The sequence below is a fragment of the Pantoea sp. SM3640 genome (genome assembly GCF_015654165.1).
GTDB classification, from domain to species: domain Bacteria; phylum Pseudomonadota; class Gammaproteobacteria; order Enterobacterales; family Enterobacteriaceae; genus Pantoea; species Pantoea vagans.
Genome location: NZ_CP064872.1, coordinates 1,284,723 through 1,306,095, shown reverse-complemented (window position 1 = coordinate 1,306,095; position 21,373 = coordinate 1,284,723). Strand labels below are relative to the sequence as shown.

Here is a 21,373-nt window from a genome sequence, read left to right as displayed (position 1 = left end):
TATGTTTGCCTGGGTAACACTGTTAACACAACCCGACTATCTGGTGGGCGTCAAAGCGCTGCACCGTTCGCTGCAGGAGAGCCACAGCCAGTGGCCGCTGGTTGTGATGACCACGCCAGCCATTTCTGATGCTGACTGTCAGATTTTGCAGGATGAAGGCTGTGTGATTAAACCGGTCGACCCACTCTATCCGCGCGCCGATCTGGCTCAGCATTACGCCTCGGCGCAGTTTGGCGAGGTCTGGACCAAGCTGCGTGCCTGGCAGCTTACCGATTATGAGCGCGTAGTGTTTCTGGATGCCGATATGCTGGTGCTGCAGAACATGGATGAGCTATTCACCCTGGATCTGGGCGATAATCCGCTGGCGGCCTGTCACGCCTGCCGCTGTAATCCCAACCAGATCGCCTCTTATCCGCCGGAGTGGCAGCCAGAGCAGTGTCACTATACGTGGCAGGCACGCGGTGAGCAGGCTCCGGAGAGCGTTGACTACTACCTGAACGGCGGTTTTCTGGTACTGAAGCCTGACAATGCGGTGTTCGATATGCTTGAGAAGCGCATTGCCGCGATTGATGATCTCAGCGCCTATCCCTTCTCCGAGCAGGATCTGCTGAATGAAGTGTTTGCCGAACGCTGGAAGCCGCTCTCTTATATCTACAATGCGTTAAAAACGCTGCCGTTCCAGCACAGCGGCCTGTGGCAGGGTGATGAGGTGAAGAATCTGCACTATATTCTGGCGAAGCCGTGGAAGCGCGATCTCAACCAACCCGAAAGTGATCGCGATCGCTTCTATGCGCTGGATAAGCTGTGGTGGGAAAAAAGCGGTCTGATCTGACTGTATACGGGCGGGATACTCCCGCCCTTCCCGCCTGTTCATTCAACCTTGTAACCTGCCACTTCGCCAAATCCTCTCTTACTCAGATTCTGTCTTACACCTCGACCCAGCGGCGCTGCTCAGCGGAGTGTGCAATCGCTTCCAGCACCTTCTGCACCTGCAATCCCTCGGCAAAATCGGGCCACATGCGATCGCCGGCTGCGATGCCGTTAATCAGGTCGCGGATCTCCACCGTTTTTTGATCGTTAAACCCGATGCCGTGCCCGGCAGAGACACAGAAGTTCGCGTAGTCAGGATGGGCCGGTCCGGTCAGGATCGTTTTAAATCCCTGTCGCCCGGCAGGTTCGTCATGCAGATAAAGCTCCAGTTCCGCCATGCGCTCCTGGGTGTAACGCAGCGTGCCTTTGGTGCCGGTGACAACATAGGTCAGGCCCATTTTTGCGCCACAGGCAATGCGTGAGGTTTCAATCACGCCGTGTGCACCATTACGGAAGCGCAGCAGCGCGCTGGCCTGATCTTCGTTTTCAACCGCTAACTGCCGCGCAGGTTCTTTTGGATCAGGCCGTGAGGTGATGACCGTCATCATATCGCCACTCACCTCAGCGATATCGCCGACCAGGTAGTGCGCCATATTGACGATGTGCGCTGCCAGATCGCCCAGCGCGCCAAGGCCTGCCAGCGCTTTCTGGCAGTGCCAGTCGAGCGGCGTCTCCGGTCTGGCGAGGTAATCCTCGTTATGGGTGCCGTAGAAATGCACTACGTCGCCAATCTCGCCTCTGGCAATAATCTCTTTTGCCAGCTGGCTGGTCGGGTTTTTCATGTAGTTGAAGCCAACCAGGGTTTTCACCCCTGCCGCCTCAGCAGCTGCCACCATCTCCTGCGCATCCGCCACGCTTAACGACAGCGGCTTTTCTGAATAGACGTGCTTGCCGTGGCGTATCGCCTCCAGCGCCATCTCTTTATGCAGGAAGTTGGGTGCGCAGATATCTACCACATCAATCGCCGGATCGCTGACCAGCGCGCGCCAGTCACCGGTGGAGCGCGCAAAACCAAAGGTCGCCGCCTGACGCGCCGCCAGCTCAGGATTCACTTCGGCCAGCATCTCCCGCACGATTTCGCCTTTCAGCGCGAATACAGTGGGGGCCTGGGCATAGGCTATTGCGTGGCAGCGCCCGATATAGCCGCTACCAATCATGCCGATTCTGACTTTGTTCATTTCAACTCCGGATATTCAGTTCAGGGTTGAAATGGAATCTACGTTTCGTTTTTGTTGCTGACAAAGTCAGAATTGAGACTTTGTGACGCCTGTAAAAAACTATCCGGTTAAATCATGCGTAGTGCGGTCTGACAAGGGCTTTGCCGCGTCAGAACACCTCATAAACACCTCAGTCTGACCTGCCTCTTTTTAGCGCAGGAAGCCGCTGAGATGACCATTCATTCATGGTCCGAATCGCTATTGTGGTGACTATTTCAGCAGTCGCGCAGATTTGTGAAAAAGAGCTTTGACATGATCCGGCGTGGCCGTTACTATGCGCCCCGTTCAAACGATTCCTCTGTAGTTCAGTCGGTAGAACGGCGGACTGTTAATCCGTATGTCACTGGTTCGAGTCCAGTCAGAGGAGCCAGATTTAGAAAAGCCCGCTCAGGGAAACCTGAGCGGGCTTTTTGCTTTTTATCACGGCTATCCAGGCTTCGACCAGACAGTATCAGACACCGCCCCCCTGATAGCGCAAATATTCTCCGCCCTACCCGCCAAATGCGTCAAGCCCAAAGCCAGACAAGGAAGCTCAAGTTTCCAGCAGGGCTTCCCCGTTATTTTTAGCCAGCTTATTCAGCGTGACCTTGATAATTATCTGCAGCGCTGGGTGTGGTAAAGCCGCCGTGTTCCAGTTCTGATAATGAGTAATTGCAAGGGATGTTAACGTCGGCGTGTACCACATGACGCGTTGTTTTTGCCGGATACAATCGACGTTGAACCCCTCGTGCAATCACATCCTCAGGGAGAAGGTCAAATTCAGTTCGCCATGAACGTAGTTCCACTTGTGAATAATCCAGTAAAAGACAGGGAACGTACGCAAATAAATGGCGCCTCGCAAACTCCCGGCGATGGTGACCATCCATAATGATGAGAGAAGTTCGCTCAACTAAAATAGGCTGACGCCAAACGCCCTCATGAATAATATCACGTCCCACCTGTAATACGCGCTCCTCGATAAAATCTTCTGTCGGTAACAGTTGATGCGGAGCCAGTAAAACTATTCGGCACGGCGCAGCCGTTTTTTTTTGCAGTAAAACTTTTATCCATTATCAGTTTATCCATCATATCGATACGGTATTCAGACACTTTCATTTCCCTTAATACATACAGCGTTAATCCGCTGGCATCTCGTCATCAACGTAAAATTCCCGTGTCCACATCGGCGACTCGACTGTAGCAATGAGTCAGATTAGGATCGACTACCCAGTTGACGTTTAATCTTTGAAATGACAATTTCCAAATTTTCATGAATAAAAAAATGGCCCCCATCAATGGAGATAAAATTAATTTCCCCCTGAATAATATTCTGCCAGCCGTTTATTTCCTCTTCAGATACGCTTTTATCCCGCAGACCGTAAAGGATGGATGAATTGCTTTTAAGATGTGGCGTAGAACAATAACGATAGTTGTCAGAAAGGGCGAAATCGGCACGCAGAATGGGAAGATAAAGCTCCAGCATCTCTTTGTTTGCCAGCAGCGCCGGCGGCGTACCGTCAAGGCTGACCAGTTCGCGGATAAGTTCTTCATCGCTCAACGCTGAACGCCCCGACGACGGATGAAGATCGGCCGCAGAGCGAGTGGCGGAAAGGAACAGGTGAAACAGCGAATAGCCATTAGCGGACTGAAGTTTTCGCGCCAGTTCATAGGCGATCAACCCACCATTGCTATGCCCGAAAAATGCAGTGGGCACGTCCAACTGCGGGATAATATTTGCATAAATCGCATCCACCATCTGGCCACAATCGGCAATAAGCGTTTCATTATAGCGCTCGCCGCGCCCCGGATACTGGACACCAATCAACTCAATATCCCCGGTAAAATAATCGGACCAGTGACGGAAGACCGAAACGCTACCTCCGGCGTAGGGGAAACAAAATAATCGTATGCGTGGCCTAGTGCAGACGTTTAACCGTTTAAACCACAGATGGGACGGAGACGACGAGCGCGCCAGTGGATCGCCTGTCTGAACGTGTTGTCGGATACTTTTCATCGAGTTATATTCCCAACCGCTGGCGCAATGTGGCGCAGAGTTCACTGACAAACGGAGGTTGCAGCATGGTCAGATGGCTACCCTGTGCATGAAGCAGCGTCACGGTGCCCGACGAGACGTCATCCCAGCCGCGGTACTGACCTTGTGCGGCGTAAATACTGTCCTCAATTGCGTAATAATCGATGTCGATATCGGCGGCTGTTAAGCGGGTGTCATACTTTGAGTGTTTAATATCGATCAGATAACCCAGGTAACGGCCAGCCATCTCATCCGTAATTCCTTCCGGCCGGATCTTGCCGATCGCCATCTGCTCCAGCAGGTAATCTTTACGGCTGGCCGGCGTTAATGACGCCAGCAACGTGCTATCCAGCGATAATCCATCAGCTCTGAAATCGTTGACCAGCGCCTCCCACGCCAGACCTCCCCTTTCCTCTTCTGAGGCGAGCACGGGCAGCTCAGAGTCAAATACCCCCAGATAATCGACCTCATAGCCTTGACGGCGCAGTTGAACGGCCATCTGCCAGGCGATACTGCCACCGAGCGACCATCCCAGAATACGGTAGCTTCCCGTCGGCTGCTGGCGCAGCAGGAGATCAACATAGTGGTTTGCCAGGCTGTCAATGGTGCTGAGTTCGACATCGCCGAAGATAGCGGGCGCCTGCAGCCCATAACACTGTGCGTAATCCTCCAGTTGACCCGCAAGGGCGGAATAGCAGGTAGCTATGCCACCTTCTGGGTGAACGCAGAATATCTTGCGCGGACTTGACGAGTTATTGAGCTTCACGACGACAGAGGATTCGGGAACGCTTATCGCCCGCATATCAAGCGGCTGGATGGCATAGCTCTCCAGTTCATTAATGCTCTGGTGCCGAAAGAGATCTTCAAGCGTGAACGTGAAACCACGACTTTTCATTTCATTAAACAGCCTGAACATAACAAGGGAATTTCCGCCCAGGTTGAAAAAATTGTCGTGGATGCCAACCTGACTGATATCCAGTGTATTTTCCCAAATTTTGCAAAGCTGCCTTTCCCGGTCATTGCGCCCGGCGACGTAATTCGTATCGGACGTCATTACCTGCGTGATATCGGGAAGCGCGTTACGATCCACCTTACCATTAGGCGTCAGCGGCAGTGCATCAAGAAAGAGGTAATGATGCGGCACCATATAATCAGGAAGCCGTTGCGATGCACCTTCTCTGAGAGATTGGATCAGCCACTCTTTGTCAAAATCGGCGCGCTGATGCGCCTCGGGCGTTAATACGATGCAGGCAATCAGCATCTCTTTATAGCGGGTGCCAAGCCTGACCGCCGTATCGCTGACCCACTCCTGCAACAGCAAAGCGCTTTCGATCTCCCCCAGCTCGACCCGATATCCACGGATTTTTACCTGGCTGTCGCTGCGCCCAAGTATCGTGATTTCCCCTTGCGCATTCCATTTTGCCATATCGCCAGTGCGGTAGAGCCGGGCCTGCCCTGTCAGCACAAATGGGTCATAAGTAAACCGTTCAGCCGTCAGATCGGGGCGTTTGTAATAACCGCGCGACAGGCCATCTCCGCCGATGTACAACTCTCCGATGACCCCGGCCGGCGACAGCTGTTGCTGCTCATCCAGTATATACAAAGCCGTGTTGGCGACCGGCCGACCGATAACGATCTCGCGTTCAGCGCTATGGATTTGCCCCGCTGTCGACCAGATCGTTGTTTCCGTTGGCCCATACATATTCCAGAAAGACCCCATATTTTCACACAGCGCCCCAGCCAGCTCACGGCTAATGGCTTCGCCACCGCACAGCACTTTGAGACGCTGATGTGTATGCCAGAAAGGGCTTTGCTGTAGCAGTTTCCAGGTGGCCGGCGTCGCCTGCATGATCGTAATCTGATGTGTTAACAGCATCGCACTCAGGATCTCAGCGTTACGGCTATCCTCTTCTGCACAGATAACAACCCGTCCCCCGCAGCTCAAGGGCAAAAAGAGTTCCAGTACGGAGATATCGAAGCTTATCGGCGTCACCGCCAGCAGGCGATCCTCCTTGCCAAATCCTGGCGATCGCGCCATCGAGCGGAGGAAATTAACCACCGAACGATGCTCAATCATGACCCCTTTAGGGTTGCCAGTAGAACCCGAGGTATAAATGATGTATGCCAGATTGCCGGGAGAACACGTGGCTGGATCCGGATAACGATCGGCTTCAGATTCGTCGATGAGCAATGATTCATCCAGCATCAGCACCTCGTTTTCCGGGCCGGCTGGCAAACGCGCAGCAAGTGACCGCGTGGTAAGCACCAGCCTGACACCTGAATGGGACAGCATATAGGCGATACGCTGTTCTGGATAGCCGGGATCGAGCGGCAGATAGGCTGCCCCCGCCTTCAGAATCGCCAGCAGACACACCAGCATATCGGCGCTGCGCCGGCAATATAAACCGATGACCGTATCAGGGGTGATATTGTGTTGTTGCCGGAGCTGATGCGCCAGGCGATTGGCTGATGCATTCAGTTGCCGGTAGCTGATGCACCTATTATCGAAAACGGCAGCTACCGCGTCCGGCGAACGCAGGCATTGCGCCTCAAACAGCTGGTGCAGGCAAACCTCGAGCGGTTCGTCCGGTCCGGATCGGCCGATCCGAACAATATTTGCTGCCGCCTGTGAAGACAGCAGCGGAAGCGCCTCGACTCTGCAGTCCGGCGCAGTCAACACCGCGCGGATCAACGTCTGATAGCTCTCCAGCATCCCTTCCATAACGTAGCGTTCGAACAAGCACGGGTTATACAGCCAATCGATCTGAAGACCGCTGTCGCTTTCCGTTACGCTGACGTCCAAATCCATTTTTAGTAGCGCGGTCTGATTTTCCATCCGCGTTACTATAACGTCAGGGAGAACCGCCACCGCCTCCTCATTGTTCTGCAAGGTAAACAGAATTTGAAACAGTGGGTTGCACTGGTAAGTGCGCAGCGGATTGAGCTGCTCCACCAGCATATCGAACGGCACGCGCTGATGTTCATATGCCTCGATGATAGCGAGTTTATTGTCCCTGAGCAGGGTCAGAAACGACACATCGGGAGCGACGGGCGTTCTGACCAGCAGCGTATTGACGAAACAGCCGATATTGTCGTAAAAGCGTTCGTCATCACGCCCTGAAACCGGGAACCCGACCACAACATCGCGTTCATTGCTGTAGCGTGAAACCAGCAGAGCAAAGACGGTTTGCAAAAAAATGAACAGAGTGACGTTATGACGCTGACAAAACGCGGCGATGTCGTCACGCAGCAATGGCTCGAGCCTTAACGTCAGTTTCTCCCCCAAAGACACTTTTTTATCTCTGCCGCCCAGAATAGCCGGCAGGCTATGGCAAAGCGGCAAAGCGGCCAGTTTGTCGCGCCAATAATGCAGGGATTGCTGCATGCCATGAGAGGAAAAATAATCCTTCTGCCAGTTTGTATAGTCCGCATACTGGAATTGTAGCGGCGCGGGCGGCTGCACATCCCCGCTTGCCAGACAGCGATATAACTGGCAAAAATCCCTGACAAGCACGCCCATCGACCACCCGTCGGAGACAATATGTGGCAGAGTAAATAGCAGGACGGCATGTTCCGGCTCGCATTGCATTAAGGTGATTCGCAGCGGGATGTCCCGCTGCAAATCGAAGGCGCGCAGCGCTTCAGCCCGGCTACGCAGCCAGACCTGTTCATCCCGATCCTGACCGGAGTAATCACTCAGATCCTCATAGGTTATCTCCGGGTAACGTTCGTGATAAACATCCGCACGAAGCTGCTGATTTTCCGCCTGAAAAGTGGTTCTTAATACCTCATGGCGTTCAACCAGCGCGCGGATAGCGCCCTCGAAAGCGCGGCGGTCCCATTCCCCTTTAATATCGATCTGGTTCGGCATGTTGTAAGCGCCAGACTGCGGAGCCATTTGGTGCAACAGAAACAGCCGTTGCTGCGCATAGGACAGCGCTGACCGCTCCTCCTCCGTAACCGGAACTGGCTCATCGTCGCTCCCGTTGCGCTGCTGCGAAAACAGAGCGATCAGCGCCAATTTGTGCTCTTTTACGCTGGCGACTAACCGAGCATCGGTGATTTTTTCCGCTGACTTCAGCTTTAAACGATCGTTCTCTACCGAGATTTTGATGCGATGCGTGTTGCAAAAATGCACTATCTCAATGATATCCATCATCATTAAAACTCCATCTCAATGCTGGTGTTGTCGCTGTCGTCCACCGTAGCTTCGGCGTTGCCGGCCAGCGCCCGAAGCAACTCGGCCTTCCGTGCCCAATAGTCAGGGGTCGGGTGCATGAACAGTTCTTTGACGCTTGCTTGCATACCCAGCGTTTTATTCATGTCGTTTACCAAACGCATCGCCATAAGCGAATGACCACCGACGTTGAAAAAATTGGCATCCATGCTGATGGCATCGATAGTGAGGTGCGCCTGCCACAGCGCGGCGACCTGCTGCTCCAGTGGCGTGACTGGTGGGACGCTTTGCACACCAGCGGGCATATGCAGCCGGTAATCCGGCAGCGACTTGCGATCAATCTTGCCGTTCGACAAGTGCGGCAACATCGTCAGCAGAACAAAATGCGAAGGCACCATGTACTGCGGCAAATTCGCCATCAGCAGCGAGGTCAACGCCTCGACGATAGCGCCATACTGCACGGTAAGTTCGGCTTCGCTGCTATTCTTGAGGCTGATATAAGCGATCAGCTGCTTATCATCCCGGCCGTTTTCCACAACGGCAATCACAACCTCATTAAGGTCAGGATAGTGCCGCAGGATGGCTTCGATTTCACCCAGCTCAATGCGGAATCCGCGGATTTTCACCTGATGGTCAACGCGGCCCAGGAATTCAATATTTCCCTCTTTCTGATAGCGAGCCAGATCTCCGGTGCGATACAGGCGGGAATAGCCATCGTCGAACAGGTTGTCCATAAACGCCTCCGCCGTTTTCTGCGGGTTATTGATATAACCCGGGCCTACGCCGATACCGGAAACATAAAGTTCCCCTACGGTCCCCAACGGCACCATTTTTCTCCGGCTGTCGAGGATATACATCCGCATATTCACCACCGGTCTGCCTATCGGCATATTCACAACGTCCTGCGCCGGCGGCGTCACTATCGGATAGTGCGTAATATCGTCGGAACACTCCGTCGGACCATAGGCATTCAGGATCGGCACCTGCGGGAAAAGAGTCAGCCACTGCCTTGCCAACTGCGGCGGTAAGGCTTCGCCAGTCGGTACCAGCCAGCGTAACCGGGCGAGTTGATGACGGATTTCCGGCATCCCTTCCAGTTGATTCATCACCTCTTTAAGCAGCGAAGGCACCAGTTCCAGAATCGTGATGCCCTGCCCGGCTACGGTGGCAATCAGGCGATTCGCATCCAGCGAAATGTCATCCGGGCAGAGGCAAACACAGCCGCCGAACGCAAGCGGAGACAGGAATTGCCAGATCGAAATATCGAAGCACTGGGAGGCATTCTGGGCCACGATATCCTCCGCCGTCAGCGACAAATCGCGCATCTTGGCGTAGACGTGGTTGATTAGCCCGATGTGCTCCACCATCGCCCCTTTCGGTGTGCCCGTGGAGCCAGAGGTAAAGATGATGTAGGCCAAATCATTCAGATCGTAACTGACGCCGGACGGTAGCTGCGTCGAGTCATGTAATTGAAGGTCATCGATCAGAAGGATCCCGGGGAAAGACGGTACCCCGTCGGCTATTCCACGCAACGAGGCCAAATGGTCACGTTCGGTGACCACCATACGGCTATCGCACTGTGCCAGTATGGTCCTGACACGATCGCCGGGATGATTGACATCCAGCGGCAGGTAGACGGCGCCAGCTTTAAAGATCCCCAGCATAACCGTCAGGAAATTGATGCTGCGATCGGCATAGAGCGCGATGACGTCGCCGCGATTCACACCCTGCTGCTGCAATGCGCTAGCAATCCGGTTCGCCTCTTCCACAAGTTGCCGATAGCTACGCCGCTGCGAGCCTTCAATAACGGCGATGCGGTCCGGCGTTGCCGCCGCTTGCTGGTCGAGCAGCTGGTGAATGCCCATTGCGCTCGGCAACGCGTAGCGGGTATCGTTCCAGCGGTGCATGATGTTGTGATGCTGCTCTGCGGTCAGAAGTGATAAATCCAGCCAGCTGGCATCGCTGTCGGTGGCTATCGCTTTCAGCACGCACTGATAGTAATGACGGACGACGTCCACCTCCTCACCGCTAATACGGCTGGCATCATAATGCAGACTCAGCGCGACCTGCCCTTGCTGCGTATCCCGGCTGAACTCGGCGCGCAGCGGGTACTCCGTCTCCAGCACCGAATCGAGATGCGCCAGCGCCTGGCCATGCCGGGCCATGGTGTCCTGACTCACGTGGAAATGCACATAGTTGAAGACCACGTCGAACAGCTCACCGATACCGTTATCCAGCCGCATCTGCGCCATGGGGTAATGGCGATAAGGCATCAGCGCAATTTCCTCATCGAACACCTGACGTACCAGATCTTTCCAACTGCCCGGCAACAGATCCAGCCGGAACGGCAGCGTGTTTAAAAACAGCCCCAGCGTACGTTCTGAATCGGCCATTTCCGGCCGACCGTTTTGCTCCAGCCCGGATACAACGTGGTATTGGCCGCTGATAAAGGCAAGTACGCGCATATGGGCCGCCAGCAGAATGACTTTCACCGGGACACCCATTTGCGCCGACAGTTCCAGCACCCCCTCAGAGATGCCGGGAGCAAGTTCGACATCTGCATAACAAATCGTATTGTCTGAATTCGCACCGGTGAATGGCAGTGGTGTGAAGGTAAAATCAGTCAGTTTATCCCGCCAGTAGTCACGATCTTGATGACGCGACAGGGCGGCCATTTCCAGAGCGACATACTCTCGGAATGGCAGGACGGGCAACCGGTATTTTTCAGCCAGAGGCTGCCCCTGCTGCAAAGCAAAATAACGTTCGAAGATCTCGGCGGACAAGGCGTTGATGCTCCAGCCATCCAGCATGGAATCATGAAAACTGAGCGTGAACTGATAGCAATCGTTCGAGAGCTGATGAATAAAGTAACGAATTAATGGCGCCGTCCAGTCAAATTCATGCTGTTTTTCCTGCACCAGAAAATCATCCAGCGCCTGCTGCCGCTTTGCAGGCGACAGCGCGCTCAAATCCACCCACTCCAGCCCGTTGCACTGTCCTGCGCGTACAATCTGTAACGGTTCGCTGAATGTCGACCAGTCAAAACAGGTACGCAGTATCGAATGCCGCTGCTGCACTTCACTCAACGCCTGCGAAAACGCAGAATAATTAAGCGTCTCCTCCACCGTATAAATGACAATATCGTGATACATCGCGCGGCCGGAGGCGAGCTGGCTTTCCAGCACCAACCCTTTTTGCAGCGTCGTTAGTGGATAGGCTTCTTGAATATCTTCCGGTAGCTGGCGCCTGTCTTCATCGCTCAACAGCGTCGTCGGACCGATCAGCATCGTGTCGTCCTGCGGCGGCTGTCGGGAGTCCAGACAGGCCGCCAGCCGATCTACCTGGGGATATTGGTAAACATCCTGAATGCTAATGCGCAGACCTTTGCTCCGACATTCGGCCACCAGAGCGATACTCCGGATGGAGTCGCCGCCCAGCGCAAAGAAATTATCCCGCACGCTCACTCTCTGCGCCTCGAGCACGCGGGCAAAAATCTGCACCAGCGTCCGCTCCATCGTCGTCGATGCGCTGACAAACCCGGTAACGGCCGGAACATCGTCAACAGGTATCGCTGCCAGCGCCTTGCGATCCGCTTTTCCGTTCACCGACAGCGGAATGCTGTCCAGCTCAATGAAATGGGCTGGGATCATGTATTCGTTTAGCCGCTCGCTCAGAAATGCGCGCAGCGCATCAACATCGCCGACGCCTGTGACGAACGCCACCAGTTGACTGGCGTGATGCTGCGACTTAACCAGTACAACGCCGTGCGCTCCGGGCTGGAATCCGGCGATATGATGTTCTATTTCCTGCAACTCAATGCGGAATCCCTTGATCTTGACCTGATCATCTATACGGCCCAGATATTCGATTTCACCCTGCGGGTGATACACCGCCAAATCGCCGCTCTGATAAACACGTTCTTCGTTAAACAGCGGATCGGAGATCAGGAAGAATTTCTCTCGGGTAAGGTCGTCACGGTTACGATAGCCGCGTGCCAGCCCTACTCCGCCGATATACAGTTCACCCGGACATCCCTGCGGCATCGGCTTTCTGCCATCATTAAGAATATAGATGCGGAGGTTATCGATCGGGTAGCCAATCGGCACCGTTCTGGCATGGGTAATATTTCGCGTATCCCAAAAGGTAACGTCAATCGCCGCCTCAGTCGGCCCATACAGGTTGTGCAACCCCGTTTCAGGCAGCATCTGATGAAATGCCTCGACCACATCCGTCGAAAGCGCTTCGCCGCTGCATATGACATGCCGTAATGTGGTACAACGGCGGCATTCATCGATACTCAGGAACGCCCGCAGCATAGAAGGAACGAAATGCATGATGGTGACACGCTGCGAGACAATCACATCCACCAGATAATCCGGGTCTTTGTGACCTTGTGGTTTAGCAATAACTAACGATGCACCATGCGTCAACGGCCAGATAAATTCCCACACCGAAACGTCAAAGCTGAATGGCGTTTTTTGCAAAACCACATCATCGCTGGCAAGCGGATAGGCTTTGTCCATCCAGGCGATACGGTTAACCAACGCGGCATGTTCCACCATCACGCCTTTGGGCGCACCGGTAGACCCGGAAGTATGGATAACATAGGCCAGATGCTGCGGCGTCAGGCCAAGTCTGGCCTTATCGATATTTTCGGCGCAATAGCTCCGTAACATCAAAATCCTGTCGGCATCATCTATAACAAGTTGCCCGCTATCCACCAGATGAAGTTTGGGTGCGATCTCCGCCGAGGTAATAACCAGGGATATCTCAGCCGAGGCGATCATCGCCTGCAAACGCTGAGACGGCGCTTCCGGGTCCAGCGGTACGTAGGCGGCCCCGGCTTTAAGCGTGCCGTAAATGGCGACGACCATGTCCAGCGAACGCTCAAGGCACAGTCCAACCAGACTATCCGCTCCGATACCTTGCTCCACCAGCCAGCAGGCAAGCTGGTTGGCGCGTTGATTAAGTTGCCGATAAGTCAGGATTTCATCGGCAAATGTCAGCGCCACTTTCTCCGGATGATTTTTTACACATGCTTCAAACAGTTCATGAATACACAGACCGGGGTGGAACCCTTCAGGCGGGCGTTGCCTCTGCTGCAGGCTTGAATATTCATCATTCCCCAGAATGGCGTAGTAATCGGCAGCCCGCTCCGGCTGGAGAACCAGTTGCCGCAGCAGGGTGGCATAATACTGCGCAATACGCTGTGAAAATGCAGGATCAAACACCTCGCTATCCAGCTCAAGCAGCAACTCATAGCGCCGGGTAGCGATGTTCCTGGAAAATTGTGAGGCGAACGCATAGTTGGTTTCTGTAAACGACTGCTCCTTGATGAGCTCTAGCGAATCAGCCAGCTCGCTGTAAGTATGAAAGTGCGTAAAATTGAACAGCGATGATGAGAAATCCAGCGACGTGTCTTTCTGAATATTCGCGAGGGGGTAATGGCAATATTCCGCCATTGCCGCCAACTGACGCCGAACATCGTCAATCAATTGGCTCCAGGGTGTATCAGCATCCAGCGTCATGCGCAGTGGCACCGAATTGAGGAACAGCCCCAGCGCACTATCGCCTCCCGCGATGGCTGGCCGTTGATGAGTTACTATCGACGTCACCACGTCTTGTTTACCGTTCAGGAAGGCCAGCATAAAAAGATGTGCTGTCAGAAACAGAGTGGACTCAGGCACCTGTAACCGGCGCGCAAGCTGGACGAGCGCGTCGCCGACATCCTCCCCTATCTCCACAGTCTGCAGCAGGATTTTGCCTCGTCCACTACGGTGCCACCAGGGCAGCGTTGCTCCATCCAGTGTCCGCCGCCAGTAATCCCGTGCTACCACGGATTGCGCCGCGGCCATCTCAGCCGCGACATAGCGGCTGTAAGGCAATCCTTTGGCCACCGTACCTGGCTCATGCAGCAAGGCTGCGCGATACAGTTTAAACAGTTCGCTATTGAACGATGCGACGCTCCAGCCATCCATAATTGCATGGTGGCAAGTCAGCGTGTAATTGATCGCTTCATCGCTCAGAACATGAACAGTGACTTTCCACAAGCGGGAGTCGTCATCGAACGCGCGGCATTTTTCCTTTTCCATCCAGGCGCTAATTGCCAGTTCCGCCTGTTCTGCCGGCACGTGACGTAAATCAAAACACTCCAGTTCCGGCTCGACTCCCGCCTCAACCACTTGCAGCATGGCGTCGCCGTTCAGCACAAATCGGGTGCGCAAAATATCGTGCTGTTCGACCAGCACGCTCAATGTCGCGAGGAAGGTGGGCTGGTGCCATGCAATGGCCAGTTGCAGCCCCATCATATCGTGATAGGTCGCTTGATCGCCGTCACGCTGATTATGGAAAACCATGCCTTTCTGCAACTGAGTCAGCGGATAAGCATCCTGCAAGAGTCGGGCGTCATGCAGCCCATCCAGCACCGCTTTTTCCCGCTCATTGAGCAGCGTAAATGGCGCTGGCCGTTCGTCGTCCACCCGCGCCCCTCGTTGCTGTTCCATATGCTCAGACAGCCGGGCGATAGTCTGATGCACAAACACATCTTTGGCAGAAAGCGCGATACCGGCGTCTTTGGCCGCCACCACCATGCCAATAACAAGAATAGAGTCGCCGCCGAGGGCAAAAAAATTATCGTCAATGCCTACGCGAGATACGTTCAGTGCGCGCTGCCAGATTTCACACATCTGCCGTTGTAGCTCGGTGTCCGGTGCAACAAAACTGTTCTCATAGAGCAGGCTGAAATCCGGTTTCGCCAGCAAGTGACGGGCTACCTTACCGTTGATTGTCAGCGGAATGCCTGGCGTACCGATAAACAGTGAGGGGATCATGTATTCAGCCAGTGTCGCGCTCAAATGCTGTCTTAGCGTCTGTTGTAACTGGCTGCTGCTCTGCCCGCTTTCCTCTACCAGATATGCCACCAGCTGCGGTCCATGTCCTTCTGGTTCATAGACAATGACAATGGCTTCACGCACCTGCGGATGTTGTAGCAAAGCAAATTCGATTTCGCCGGTTTCGATGCGGAAACCGCGGATTTTTACCTGTTGATCGCAGCGGCCATGATAACGGAACTCGCCCGAAGGCAAGCGACTGGCTAAATCGCCGGTACGATAGAGCCGCTCCTGTGGATTGAACGGATTGGGAATAAACCGTTCGGCGGTGATTTCCGGCCGGTTCAGATACCCTCTGGCAAGACCGCCGCCGGCGACGAACAGTTCAGCGACCACGCCATCCGGTACCGGCTGTAATGAAGTATCGAGCAGGTAGAGAGAAAGATCGTCCAGCGGTTTGCCAATCAGACTGCCGCGGCCGGATGCTATCTCTTCACGAGTCAGGTGCTTGCAGGTGACATGCACGGTAGTTTCGGTAATGCCGTACATGTTAACTAACTGGGGCTGCAGATCGCCATGGTGCAGTAGCCAGGGTTGTAAACTCATCAAATTCAGTGCTTCGCCACCAAAGATGACATAGCGTAACGCCAGATTGCGCGGCTGTCTTTGGTCGGCGGCGATGAACTGATTAAAAGCGGTTGGCGTTTGGTTAAGCACGGTCACTCCCTTGCTCGCCACCAGTTTGTAAAACGCGTCCGGATCTCTGCTTTGCTCCCGGTTGACCAGTACCAGTTTTCCACCGAATAACAGAGCGCCCCAGATTTCCCATACGGAGAAATCAAAAGCGAAAGAGTGGAACAGCGTCCAGATATCCTGATGATGGAAACCGAATTTCTGCTCCGTGGCAGAAAACAGTCTCGCGACATTAGCATGGGTGATTTCCACCCCTTTCGGTGTACCGGTCGAGCCCGATGTGTAAATAACATAGGCCAGATCGTCCGGTCTGATAGCCGCTGGCGTAAATGCCGCCGACGCTATTGGCTGGTCGAGTGTGATAAGCAGGCGGTGTGTACATTCAACCGGCGCCAATTCCCGGGTCTGTTCCGTCACCAGACAGACATCGGCACCGGCATCCTGTGCAATGTAACGAGTACGAGCTTCAGGGCTGGCAGGATCAATTGGCACATAGGCGCAGCCTGCCTTAAGCACCGCCAGAACGCCGATAATCATCTCAAACGAAGGTTCCGCTACGATGGCAATCCGGGACTGAGGGAGAATGCCTGTGTCTGTGATGTGCCCCGCCAGATGCTCAGCCGCCGCATTCAGTTGCGCATAGGAAAGGGAAAGCTCTCCCAGCTCCAGCGCCGCCTTCTGTGGATATTTTTCAGCCTGACGATTAAAGAGACGATCCAGCGTCAACTCAGGGGTATAACACTGGCGAGCGGCGCAGGTGGCGGCAATAGTCGCCGCGGCCTCATCGGCATCGAGCAGCGGAATGGCACCAATGTTCTGTGAAGGATGACGGCAGAGACTTTCCAGCACCCGGATGAAACTGCGGGACATATTTGCTATCGAGGCAGGGCTGAAAAGATCGGTTGCGTATTCCCATTTGAGCGCCAGGCCATCGTGATGGTGGCTCAGGGTCAGGACGATATCAAACTTGGCCGTATTGGTATGAATCTCCTCAATCTGGCACTGCAACCCGTTCAGATGAAGCAACTCCTCCCTCTCATCTTGATAGACAAAAACTATCTGAAGCAGCGGATTGTAACTCAGGCTGCGATCAACCTTCATCGTGTCGACCAGCTGTTCGAACGGGTACAACGAGTGAGCGATACACTGCTGGATCATGGCGCTATTATCGGTCAAAAACCGATCGAACGTATCGTGCGAACGGATTTCCGAGCGAATAACCAGAGTATTCACAAACAGGCCAATGAGCGTATTGAGTTCGCTACTCATTCGGTTATTGACCGGCGTCCCCACGACAATATCTCCCGCACCGCTGTAACGGTGCAGGAAAACGGCAAATATCGACTGTAGCACGGCAAAAATCGTCGTCTGGCTTTTCTCCGCGAGGGCGCTCACCTGCCGGCTTAACTCCGCAGGCAAACGGTCGTGATGCAATTTCCCTGCGGCTGACAGCGTTGCCGGCCGTACATAGTCCAGCGGCAAATCATGCAGCGTGGGCAGACCTCGCAGACGCTCATGCCAGAAGTCTTTCAGCTTGTCGCGCTGCGTATTCATCTGGGCGCGCTGGAAATCCGCATAGTCAGCATACTGTAGCGGCAAAGCCGATAATGGCGCCTCGGCGGCATTGGCTGCATAGTTATAGGCGGTACTTAACTGCTGGCAAAAAATCGCCATCGACACATTGTCGAAGGCGATATGATGCAGCGTGATAAACAGGCAGTGCTCTGTTTCCGCGACACGGGCCAGCTTTACCCGCAGCGGAATATCGCAGGCCAGATCGAACTCCAGCTCAGCGCTTTCCTGCGCCATTGCAGACAGAAGCGCTTCACGCTGCGAAGCAGGAAGCGCGCTCAGGTCTTCCCTCGACAGTACGACATCCGCCTCGGCATGAAGCACACCATAGTAACCCTGCTCGTCAAACCGGTAGGAGGTGCGCAACACCTCATGGCATTCCACCAGCGTATTGATAGCACGTATCAATGCGGCAATGTCCAGTTGCCCTGACAGCCTAATCAAAGCGGTCATGTTGTAGCTTTGCTTATGGACGGATATCGTATCCAGCACCAACATCCTCTGTTGCTCGAACGTGACTGGCCTTCTTTCTTGTGCCGTACGACGCTTCGCTGCAGGCGTGTCGGACGCCATCACCGATAACGAGCGTTGGTAATTGCTCAACAAAGCGATAATGTCTTCACGATGTTCAATTATCTCAGCCTTTAACGCAGCGTTTAATTCGCCCTGACTTTTAAAAGCCAGACGCCCTTCATTTAAATAAAGAAAAACCCCTGACTCTTTCGCCTTATTGATAATATTGATAGCACTCATAGAAATCCTTCGGTATTAAATTGAGATAAAACAGGGTTTTCGTGATAAGTCATACAGTCGCGGATCAGGTCGATATTCATCGCCATCTCATGGACGGTGGGATAGTTGAAAATCAACTCCACGGGAAGAGACACGCCAAAGGCATCTTTAATGAAGGCGTTAAGCCGTATGGCCAGAAGCGAATCACCGCCCAGGCTAAAGAAGCTGGTGTGAATATCCACTTCGTCCATCGACAATATTTCACACCACATTTTTTCCAGTTTTATTTCAACCGGCGTTACCGGTGTGAAAATGACATCATCATAGTCAGCAGGCGTATTGAAAATCAGGTTAACATCGGTCTTTCCATTGGGAAGCAAGGGAAAATCAGACTTAACAATGATTTGTGCCGGGATCATATAGTCCGGCAAGGTTGAGCGCAGTCTGTTCTTGATGGTTTTAATCACCGTAGCCGGTGGACTTTGTTGTACCCTGGGTACAATATAGGCGACCAGACGTCCGTGCTCTTGCTCATGGCATTGATAATTAACCAGCGCATTCTTGACTTCATCAAGTTCCAGCAGCGCCGACTCTATTTCAAGTAGCTCAACGCGGTGCCCCCTTATTTTCTGCTGGCTATCCTTTCTGCCAATATATTCTATATTTCCATCGTCACGAAAACGAACCAGATCGCCCGTGGCATAGCAACGTTCATTAACACCAGGCATAAAGTGTTTGACAAAAAACTGGCTGGCCGTGAGCCCGGCATCATTAATATAACGCCGGGCCAAACTCTCTCCGGCAATCAATAATTCGCCGATACTGCCAATCGGGTTCAGTTGTCCATGCCGACCGACAATATATGTTCGATTCCCAGGAACAGCGCGCCCAATGGGCACGGTTACGCCTGCAGGCGGCGCATCCCGTTTCACTTCATAGAGCGTACTGGTAATCACCGCTTCAGTCGGCCCGTATGCATTAATCACTCTGTCCGCGAGTCTGGCGGCCAAACACCGGCGCAATACGGCACTGTAAAAACACTCGTTGCCAACGATCAATAATCTCAGCAGCGCATGAGGCCTGGCGACCGAATAAAGATTGAGAAATTCATTCACGTAAGACGCCGTCAGATCGGCGACGGTGATATGACGCTGTTCAATAAATGCGACCAGACTATCGACATCACTCATCCGCAAATCGGCAAAATACACCGATGCACCGCAGGTTAAGGGAACAAAAAGCTGTTCCAGCGCCGCATCAAAACTTATCGATGCCGTATGAAGGCAGCGATCGGCGGCGTTAAGGCGATAGCAGCAGTTGATATCGATAATATGCCGGGCAAACGCGCCATGGTCCACTTCGACGCCCTTCGGTTTCCCCGTCGATCCGGAGGTGTAGATGACATACGCCGCAGCGCCCGGCACTAACGCTACAGTATCTGGATGAAGATCCTGATACTGCGCCTCATCGTCATCAACAGGCAGGTGGCAAAGCGAGAACTCGCGACAACCATGGCCAAGGTCAGTAAGACGTTCATATCCGGCCGCTTGGGTATCCGCCAGAAAAAAGCGGCTGCCTGACTGGGCGATCGCATACTGAATGCGCTCCGTGGGATAACGCAGGTCGACAGGAACGCAAACGGCGCCTGATTTCAGTATCGCCAAAATCCCTACCGTGGCATCGCATCCTGCATACGCGCAAAGCACAACCGGATCGCCGGAGCTTACGCCCTGCTGCCGCAGATACCGGGCTAACCGATTAGCCTGCCGATTAAGCTGACGATAGCTCAGGCTTCGTCCGCCAGATTCCGCCAGCGCCATGGCATCGGGCGTCAGTGCCGCCTGACGTTCCACAAGCTGGTGCAGGAAAGCGGCCGGAGCCTCAGGTAAAACTGTTGTTGATTGATTGACGGCGAACTGCCGGATCAGCCGCAGTTCAGATTCGGGCAACATCGCGATCTGGCAGACATTATCCGTAATGGCGCGGCAGCAATTGTCAAAGAGGAACATCATTCTGTCCGCCAGCCGTTCCGACTCGACCGCATTGAAATACCTGAAGTTGTAGTCGAAATGAAATTCTATTTCCTGTTCACTTCCCGATTCCCATAGCGTGATATTCAATGGCGTATCGTCGTGAAAGTGGCTCAGGTAAAACATTTCGGATGAACGTTCGCCAAATACGACGCCGCCGCCGACTTTGAGATAGTTGAAACTGACATCGAAAATGCTGCGTTGCTGATTCTCCCCGACAGCCAGTTGTGAAATGTGTCCGAGCGGGAAACGGTTATGACTGATACCTTGCTTTTGCCGTGCTTTAACCTGCATGGCAACGTCGAGAACGCGCATTTCTGCGGTGATGTCCAAATATATCGGCGTGATATTGGTGAATACGCCGATAACCTTTTTTTGCTCGCTGCCGCGTCGGTTGTGTACTGGAATACCAATAGCAACGTGATCGGCGTTTTCACTACGGAAGAAAGCGATGGCGATAGCCGCAGCGATCAGATGATAGAGCGTGAGTCCATGCTCTTTAGCAACGAAAATCCAGTGCTGGTAATCCTGACGGCTCATATAGCGGATAGTGCGACCGCTGGTTTTATCACCGCTTTCCTGTTCAGCCACGGAGTGAACCGGCTTCAGACTCATTGCTGCCACAGCGTGCAAACGTTCGGACCAGTATTGTTGATCCCTGCGGTATTTTTCGCCGTGCAAATAATCATTATCGCTGATGGCAATATCGCGCCAGCTCAGACCGGTCGGTGGCTGTTCGCAGTTATAAATTTCGGCGAGGCGCTTAGTCCAGTTAATAAAACCGAAGCCATCGTTGATGATGTGGTGGGCAATCCCGACATACCAGCTTTCAGAGGCGTCCACCCTGATAAGGCAGGATGTAAATAATTCGCCATCGTCCAAATTAAAGGGTTTGGAAAAAGCGTGATTAACCCAATCCAGCGCTTTTTCTTTGCCCGCAGGATCGGTAGAGAAATCAACGATCGGCAACTGAATACTCCTCTTATAGGAGATCGATTGCATTGGCTGCCGTAAGTGACTGAATATTCGTATTCCAAAGGAATCAGAGCACTTAATAAGTTTCCCATGCGCTACTACCAATTTATCGACATCAATTTCGTGAAGCTTTATATATCCACCGATATTGAATTTAGGGCTGGAGATATTTTTAATTTGATCCAGATAGATATCCATCTGTGATAACGTCAGTTCAAATAAATCATTATTACACACCATCTAAACACCCCGAAAAAGCAATACCA

The 21,373-nt window shown here is 53.4% G+C and carries 8 protein-coding genes and 1 tRNA gene; 3 read left to right on the top strand and 6 right to left on the bottom strand.

Annotated features, from left to right (window positions below):
• The first annotated feature begins 1 nt into the window (after position 1).
• Complete coding sequence (locus IV493_RS05895; RefSeq protein WP_033733187.1) at positions 2-832, top strand: glycosyltransferase family 8 protein; 831 nt, start codon at positions 2-4, stop codon at positions 830-832.
• A gap of 94 nt (positions 833-926) precedes the next feature.
• Here IV493_RS05895 and IV493_RS05890 read toward each other — a convergent pair whose 3' ends face one another.
• Positions 927-2,048, bottom strand: a complete 1,122-nt coding sequence (locus IV493_RS05890) for a Gfo/Idh/MocA family protein (protein WP_147789737.1) — start codon at positions 2,046-2,048, stop codon at positions 927-929.
• Between the two features lie 333 nt (positions 2,049-2,381).
• Here IV493_RS05890 and IV493_RS05885 point away from each other — a divergent pair.
• Together IV493_RS05885 and IV493_RS05880 are read left to right on the top strand one after the other, a co-directional pair.
• A tRNA-Asn gene (locus IV493_RS05885) sits at positions 2,382-2,457 on the top strand.
• On the top strand, positions 2,425-2,706 hold the full coding sequence (locus IV493_RS05880; protein WP_195857890.1) for a hypothetical protein: 282 nt from the start codon (positions 2,425-2,427) through the stop codon (positions 2,704-2,706). The genes IV493_RS05885 and IV493_RS05880 overlap by 33 nt, the downstream gene beginning before the upstream one ends.
• 308 nt (positions 2,707-3,014) lie before the next feature.
• On the opposite strand, the gene IV493_RS18535 is transcribed toward IV493_RS05880, so the two are convergent.
• The 5 genes from IV493_RS18535 to IV493_RS05855 form a co-directional block, all read right to left on the bottom strand.
• Positions 3,015-3,176 carry a hypothetical protein gene (locus IV493_RS18535; protein ID WP_230299986.1) on the bottom strand — a complete coding sequence of 54 codons (162 nt, stop codon included), beginning with the start codon at positions 3,174-3,176 and terminating at the stop codon, positions 3,015-3,017.
• 103 nt (positions 3,177-3,279) lie between these two features.
• Complete coding sequence (locus tag IV493_RS05870; protein ID WP_195857889.1) at positions 3,280-4,080, bottom strand: thioesterase II family protein; 801 nt, start codon at positions 4,078-4,080, stop codon at positions 3,280-3,282.
• A 4-nt stretch (positions 4,081-4,084) separates the two neighbouring features.
• On the bottom strand, positions 4,085-8,260 hold the full coding sequence (locus tag IV493_RS05865) for a non-ribosomal peptide synthetase (RefSeq protein WP_195857888.1): 4,176 nt from the start codon (positions 8,258-8,260) through the stop codon (positions 4,085-4,087).
• Complete coding sequence (locus tag IV493_RS05860) at positions 8,260-18,123, bottom strand: non-ribosomal peptide synthetase (protein ID WP_195857887.1); 9,864 nt, start codon at positions 18,121-18,123, stop codon at positions 8,260-8,262. Before IV493_RS05860 ends, IV493_RS05865 begins: the two co-directional genes overlap by 1 nt.
• Positions 18,120-21,347, bottom strand: coding sequence for a non-ribosomal peptide synthetase (locus tag IV493_RS05855; protein WP_195857886.1), 3,228 nt, complete (start codon positions 21,345-21,347; stop codon positions 18,120-18,122). The genes IV493_RS05860 and IV493_RS05855 overlap by 4 nt, the downstream gene beginning before the upstream one ends.
• Positions 21,348-21,373 lie beyond the last annotated feature (26 nt).